Genomic DNA, 6557 nt, shown 5'->3' on the forward strand with positions numbered 1-6557 from the left:
GGCGGCACCCTCGGCACCCGGCTGGGCACCCGCGGCACCCTCGGCCTGGGACTGGGCGTACAGCGCCTCACCGATCTTGGTCTGCGAGGACTGCAGCTTCTCGAACGCGGTCTTGACGGCGTCGTCGCCGTCCATCTGTTCGAAGATGGGCCACCACTTCTTGTCCACGGAGCTCTTGTCCGCCCGGTATTTCTCGTAGAGCTCGTCCACGAGCCATTCGTTGCCGGCAAATTCTTCGGGGATAAGGTGATGCGGCTGGTCTGGCACGAGTGATACGCCTCTTCCGTGTGTACTGGTGTCCCGGGTGGCGAGCTGGTCCTCGCGGCCCCTGTGTGGCTCCCACGAGCCTACTGCCGGGGGAGCCGTCGCCGGTCTTCGCGCATGCAAAGCCGTACCGGCTTGCCAGTCTAGTGAGGCGGCTCGGAGCGTGCCACCTATCATGCGCGGGCGAGCGGGGCTCGACGCCGCTGGGCCGGGCGCGGCCGGCCCCGCACCGTGACCCGGGGCACAGCCCGTAGACTGGCTCCTCGTGCGCTTCCTGACGACTCCCACCACGGACCTCACCTACAACGACGTCTTCCTGGTGCCCTCGATGTCCCGTGTCACCTCCCGGTTCGACGCGGACCTCTCCCCGGCCGACGGCACCGGATCCACCATTCCGCTCGTGGCGGCCAACATGACCGCGGTGACCGGACGACGCATGGTCGAGACCATGGCCAGGCGGGGCGGGCTGGGAATCCTCCCGCAGGACATCCCGCTGGACGTGATCGCGGAGGTCACCTCGTGGGTCAAGTCCCGCTCCCCGCGCTGGGAGACCCCGGTGGTGCTGCACCGCTCGAACACCGTGCACGACGCCCTGGGGATCATGCACAAGCGACCTCACGGGGCCGTGATCGTGGTGGACGAGGACGAGCGCTACGTCGGGACGGTGCTGGACGCGGACTGCCGGGACGTGGACCGGTTCACGCAACTGGGGGACCTCGCGCGCAACGACGGCCCGCGGCTCCAGGAGAGCGAGTTCCCCGAGGACGCCGGAGCCGACGCCCTGCGCGCCGCGTACGAGACCCTCTCCGACGCCCGGGTGGGCTCCGCCCCCGTCCTGCGGGGCGGGAAGGTGGCGGGCATCGTCACGCGCCAGGGGCTCGTGCGCTCCACCATCTACACCCCCTCCCTCGACGCCTCCGGACGGCTGCGTGTGGGGGCCGCGGTGGGGATCAACGGGGACGTCTCCGCCAAGGCCGCCCGGCTGCTCGAGACGGGCGTGGACGTCCTCGTGGTGGACACGGCCCACGGCCACCAGCTCAAGGCGATGGAGGCCGTCGCCGCCGTGCGCGCCCTGGACCCGGACGTCCCTGTGGTTGCCGGCAACGTGGTCACGGCGGACGGTGTCCGGGACCTCGTCTCCGCCGGCGCGGACATCGTCAAGGTGGGTGTGGGACCCGGTGCCATGTGCACCACGCGGATGATGACGGCGGCCGGTCGCCCCCAGTTCTCGGCGGTCGTCGAGTGCGCCGAGGCCGCAGCGGACCTCGGGGCGCACGTCTGGGCGGACGGCGGGGTGAAGCACCCGCGCGACGTCGCCCTGGCCCTGGCGGCCGGCGCGAGCCAGGTGATGGTGGGGTCCTGGTTCGCCGGGACCCACGAGGGCCCGGGGGAGATCAACGTGGACGCGAACGGACGGGCCTACAAGGAGTCGTTCGGCATGGCCTCGGCACGGGCGGTGCGCCACCGCACCCTCGGAGAGGACCGCTTCTCCCGCGCCCGCAAGGCCCTGTTCGAGGAGGGGATCTCCAACTCCACCATGTACCTGGACCCGCAGCGCCCCGGTGTGGAGGACCTTGTGGACCACATCACCTCGGGGGTGCGCAGCTCCATGACGTACGCGGGTGCCACGTCCCTGCAGCAGTTCTCGGCGCGCGCCGTGGTGGGGATCCAGTCCGCCTCCGGCTACGACGAAGGCAGGCCCCGCTCCGAGTCCTGGAGCTGACCCGCGGCTCCGGTCCGGCCATGGCGGCCCCGGCGGACCGTGCCCGGGCGCTCGGCACGGGTGGTGACGTTCCCGCGGGTGGTCGCCCTGCACATTCTCATCACGCGGCTAGATGAGAATCGTTCATGATATGCTCGCGCCCGACTTCATGACACTGATTCTCAACGGCTGTGGCCGGGAGTTCGAGGAGGGGGACCACGCCCATGACCGCACCACGCACGAGACGATCCGCAGCCCGAGGCACTATGGCGCTGGGGGCGCTCGCGGCCCTCGTCCTCACGGGGTGCTCCGCCCCGGGCGGCGCGCAGGGCTCGGGGGACGGCGGGGGATCGGGCAAGATCCACGTGGTGACCTCCACGAACGTGTACTCGGACCTCGCCGCACAGGTGGGCGGTGACAGGGTGGAGGCCACCCCCGTGATCGACTCGGGCGCCCAGGACCCCCACTCCTACGAGGCCAGCCCCCAGGACCGGCTGACCGTGGAGAAGGCGGACCTGCTGGTGCGCAACGGCGGCGGCTACGACCAGTTCATGACGGACCTCGCCCGGGACGGCCAGCACGTGGTGGACGCCGTGGCGGTCTCGGGTCTGCAGTCCGAGCAGGAGAAGGATGCCGCGGAGCACGAGCACGCCGGGCACTCGGAGGAGGGCCATCATCATCACCACGCTGGTTTCAACGAGCACGTGTGGTACGACGTGGAGAGTATGGCGAAGGTCGTGGAGCGGATCGGCCAGCAGCTCGGCGAGGTGGACCGGGACAACGCCCAGTACTACACGGACAACGCCCAGCGGGTGAAGACCGAGCTGGACTCCCTGGACGCGAAGGTGGAGGGGCTCGGTGCCACCGGCGGCTACGTGGCCACCGAGCCCGTCCCCGGATACCTCCTGGAGGACGCCGGTCTGCACGACGACACCCCGGCGGAGTTCACCGAGGCGATCGATGCCGGGACGGATGCCCCGCCCGCCGTGCTCAACCAGACGCTGGGCCAGGTGAAGGACGACCACGTAAAGCTGCTCGCGGTCAACAAGCAGACCGCCACGGGCCAGGCGGACCGGCTGCGCTCCGCGGCCCAGGAGGCCGGCACCCCCGTGGTGGAGTTCAGCGAGACCGTGCCGGAGGGTCAGAACTACCAGCAGTGGATGGCCGAGAACGTGGACCACGTGGCCGAGGCCGTGAAGAAGTAGGGACATGCAGACAGAGACAGCGAGCGGCGTCGTGCCGGGCGGGCGAGCCCCGCAGGGCCGGCCCGTGATCCGGCTCTCGGAGGCCTCCCTCGCGTTCGGCGAGCGCACCCTGTGGTCCGGCCTGAACCTCTCGGTGGCACCGGGGGAGTACTTCGCGGTGCTCGGCTCCAACGGCACGGGCAAGACGAGCTTCCTCAAGGTGCTCCTGGGGCTGCTGCCGCTCACGAGCGGCACGGTGAGCGTGAACGGCACGCGTCCGCACGCTGCGGCCTCCCGCGTGGGCTACGTCCCGCAGCAGCGGGGCTTCCCGGCGCGCACGCCGCTGCGCGCGAAGGACCTCGTGGCCCAGGGGGTGGACGGGCACCGCTGGGGAATCCGGACGCATCCCCGCCGCGTGCACCGCCGCGTGGCCGAGCTGCTCGAACGCGTGGGTGCCAGCGAGTACGCGGACGCCCCCGTGGGCCTGCTCTCGGGCGGTGAGCAGCAGCGGCTGCGGATCGCCCAGGCGCTCGCGGCGGACCCCACCGTGATGCTGTGCGACGAGGCCCTGCTCTCCCTGGACCTGCACCACCAGCACGTGGTGAGCGAGCTCGTGCACGAGCAACGCCAGCGCACCGGGTGCGCCGTGGTGTTCGTGACGCACGACGTGAACCCCATCATCGAGCACGTGGACCGGATCCTGTACCTGGCCAACGGCTCCTTCCGCATCGGCACCCCGGACGAGGTGCTGCGCTCGGACGTGCTCTCCGAGCTGTACGGCACGCACATCGAGGTGCTGCGCAGCAACGGCCGGATCCTCGTGGCCGGCCGCCCGGACAGCACCCACCACACCGACTCCCCGGAGGAGCTGATCCCGTGATCACCGCCGCCCTGGACGTGGGCTCCTTCCTGGACTCCGTGTTCGTCTTCGACAACTACGGCGAGCTGCTCGCGCTGCTGCGCAACTCCGTGTGGGCCGGCGCGGTGCTGGGTCTCGTGGGCGGTCTCGTGGGCACGTTCGTGATGATGCGGGACCTCGCCTTCGCCGTGCACGGCATCGCGGAGCTCTCCTTCGCGGGGGCCGCCGCGGCGTTGCTGATCGGCGCGGACGTGGTCACCGGCTCACTCGTGGGCTCGGTGCTCGCCGCCCTGATCATGGGGTTCACGGGTCTGCGTGCCCGGGAGGGCAACTCGTTCGTGGGGGTGCTCATGCCGTTCGGGCTGGGGCTGGGCATCCTGTTCCTGTCCCTCTACGAGGGCCGCTCGTCCAACAAGTTCTCGCTGCTCACGGGGCAGATCGTCTCGGTCTCGTCCCTGCAGCTGACCTCCATGGTGGTGCTCTCCGCGGTGGTCCTGGTGACGCTCGTGGGGGTGTGGCGTCCGCTGACCTTCGCGAGCACGGACCCGCTCGTGGCGCAGGCCAAGGGGCTGCCCGTGCGCGGGCTGTCCATCCTGTTCATGGTGCTGCTCGGCATCTCGGTGGCGCTGTCCGTGCAGATCGTGGGCTCGCTGCTCGTGCTCGCCCTGCTGATCACCCCTGCCGCCGCGGCCATGAACCTCACCGCGAGTCCCCTGCGCACCGTGGTGCTGTCCGTGGTCTTCGCGGAGCTCGCCATGGTGGGCGGGATCCTGCTCGCCCTGGGCGGGAGCATCCCCATCAGCCCGTACGTCACCACCATCTCGTTCGTGCTGTGGCTCGTCTCCCGAGCCGTGCGCGCGGTGCGGGAGCGGACGTCGTCGTACGGGCGCACCACGACGACGCCGCACGGTCGGTCCCGCGCGTCCGTCACCGGGCCCGCCCGCCCCTGAACCGGGCTCAGAACAGGACGCGCAGCGCGGCCGGCAGGACCGTGAGGGACACGGGAAGCGGGCCGAGCCGCTCGCCGTCGCCGTACGCCGCGTCCCGCGCGGGATCCGACGCGGCGCCGTCGTCGAGGGCCACCGTGGCCGAGACGGCGGGCGCCACGCGCACCTCGGGCAGCGCCTCGTGCGTGCGCAGCCAGAGCTGTGGCACGCAGCGCAGGAACCGCCCGATCCCCACGTCCGAGACCATGAAGAGGTCCGCGGCACCGTCCGTGGCGCTCGCCCGGGGGACGATGGTGAAACCGCCGCCGACCGACGAGGTGTTCGCGAGTGTGAGGAACGTCAGCATGCGCTCCGTCGCGTGGCCCGTGCCGTCCGGCGCCGTCCAGCTGAGGTCGTAGCGCCGGGCCCGCAGGCTCACGACGTCCAGGGCAAGGGCCACCGCGTACTTGGCCGACGAGCGGATCCGGGACCAGCGGTTGGCGCGCGCGTTGATGCGCGCGTCCAGACCCAGGCAGACGGCCGTGGCGCAGACGTGCTCGGTGCCGTCCGCGCAGCGCACGGCCAGGAGGTCCATGGTGTGTGGCGCGGACTCGAGACCGCGCAGCACTCGCCCCGCCGCGCGCTCCACGTCCCGGGTGGGCAGACCCGCGTGCCGAGCGAGGTCGTTGCCCGAGCCCGCCGGGACCAGTCCGAACGGCAGCGCCACACCCTGTTCGGCAAGCGCGTGCAGGGCCTGCAGCACGAGGTGGACCATGCCGTCCCCGCCCACGGCGACCACGGCGGCGGTGCGCAGTGCACGGGAGCGCAGGTGCACGGCGAGGGTGTGGGTGAGCTCCGGGGCGGTGTCCGCGGAGATCGGGACGGGGTGCAGCCCGCCGGCCCGCAGGATGCCTGCCGCGCGGTGGCACGCGTCCCGGGCTGCGGCGGAGTGGGGCCGGTGGACGAGCAGGACCTCCCGGGGCCCGGAAGGGATCACCGGGAGGACTCGGTGGCGTCCCCGGCGGCGGCCCTGCGGCGGCACTCCGCGCAGATCCCGGAGATCTCCACCGTGTGGTCCACGTCCACGTACCCGTAGCGCCGGGCGGTGGCGTCCGCCCAGGTCTCGATGTCCGGGGACTCGAGCTCCACGGCGGCACCGCACGAGCGGCACACCAGGTGGTGGTGGTGGTGCTGGGCCTCGCAGCGCCGGTAGATGGCCTCGCCGTCCGCGTTGCGCAGGACGTCCACCTGCCCCAGCTCCGCCATGGACTGCAGGATCCGGTAGGTGGTGGCCAGCGACACGGACTCGCCCTCGTCCTTGAGCAGCCGGTGCAGCTCCTGCGTGGAGATGAAGTCCTCGAGCCGCTGCAACGCACCGGTCACGGCTCGGCGCTGCTTGGTGTTGCGAACCTCCACGGGTTCGGTGGTCCTGGTGCTCAACCCCGGCGTCCTTTCCGCAAGTGGGCGTTCGTCCCATGTTAACGCGGCCGGTGCCGTGCCGTGTTCCGACGCCGGTCGGTGCGGTTCGGAGCCGGAGGCGGGGGTTCAGTGCCGACCGGTGAGGTCCCTCGGGCGGGGCGCAGCCCTCACGCGCTAGTCCAGGGCGGCTCCCGGGCCGCACT

General features: G+C 71.7%; 7 protein-coding genes. 4 read left to right on the forward strand and 3 right to left on the reverse strand.

What is annotated here, in order from left to right; all coding sequences use genetic code 11:
• Positions 1–267, reverse strand: a 267-nt coding sequence (locus CWC38_RS10450; RefSeq protein WP_133306252.1) for a 2-oxoglutarate dehydrogenase E1 subunit family protein, incomplete at its 3' end; no start/stop codon positions are given.
• Between the two features lie 262 nt (positions 268–529).
• On the opposite strand from CWC38_RS10450, the gene CWC38_RS10455 reads away from it, so the two are divergent.
• The 4 genes from CWC38_RS10455 (at position 530) to CWC38_RS10470 (ending at position 4959) form a co-directional block, all read left to right on the forward strand.
• Complete coding sequence (locus tag CWC38_RS10455; protein ID WP_121846678.1) at positions 530–1987, forward strand: GuaB1 family IMP dehydrogenase-related protein; 1458 nt, start codon at positions 530–532, stop codon at positions 1985–1987.
• 245 nt (positions 1988–2232) lie between these two features.
• Complete coding sequence (locus tag CWC38_RS10460) at positions 2233–3171, forward strand: metal ABC transporter solute-binding protein, Zn/Mn family (RefSeq protein WP_240625219.1); 939 nt, start codon at positions 2233–2235, stop codon at positions 3169–3171.
• A 4-nt stretch (positions 3172–3175) separates the two neighbouring features.
• Positions 3176–4030 (forward strand): metal ABC transporter ATP-binding protein, encoded by an 855-nt coding sequence (locus tag CWC38_RS10465; protein ID WP_121846680.1) that lies wholly within the window; start codon positions 3176–3178, stop codon positions 4028–4030.
• On the forward strand, positions 4027–4959 hold the full coding sequence (locus CWC38_RS10470; RefSeq protein WP_121846681.1) for a metal ABC transporter permease: 933 nt from the start codon (positions 4027–4029) through the stop codon (positions 4957–4959). The genes CWC38_RS10465 and CWC38_RS10470 overlap by 4 nt, the downstream gene beginning before the upstream one ends.
• A gap of 7 nt (positions 4960–4966) precedes the next feature.
• On the opposite strand, the gene CWC38_RS10475 is transcribed toward CWC38_RS10470, so the two are convergent.
• Positions 4967–5932, reverse strand: a complete 966-nt coding sequence (locus CWC38_RS10475; protein ID WP_240625220.1) for a diacylglycerol/lipid kinase family protein — start codon at positions 5930–5932, stop codon at positions 4967–4969.
• Positions 5929–6375 (reverse strand): Fur family transcriptional regulator, encoded by a 447-nt coding sequence (locus tag CWC38_RS10480; protein WP_121846682.1) that lies wholly within the window; start codon positions 6373–6375, stop codon positions 5929–5931. The genes CWC38_RS10475 and CWC38_RS10480 overlap by 4 nt, the downstream gene beginning before the upstream one ends.
• Between the last annotated feature and the right edge of the window lie 182 nt (positions 6376–6557).

Origin of the sequence: Kocuria tytonicola (assembly GCF_003687455.1) — a bacterium.
In the GTDB taxonomy this organism is placed as follows: Bacteria; Actinomycetota; Actinomycetes; order Actinomycetales; family Micrococcaceae; genus Kocuria; species Kocuria tytonicola.

Excerpts from the sequence above, each read along its gene's own strand:
- CWC38_RS10460 (WP_240625219.1), top strand. The coding sequence starts at position 2,233 with ATGGCGCTGGGGGCGCTCGCGGCCCTCGTCCTCACGGGGTGCTCCGCC.
- CWC38_RS10465 (WP_121846680.1), top strand. The coding sequence starts at position 3,176 with ATGCAGACAGAGACAGCGAGCGGCGTCGTGCCGGGCGGGCGAGCCCCG.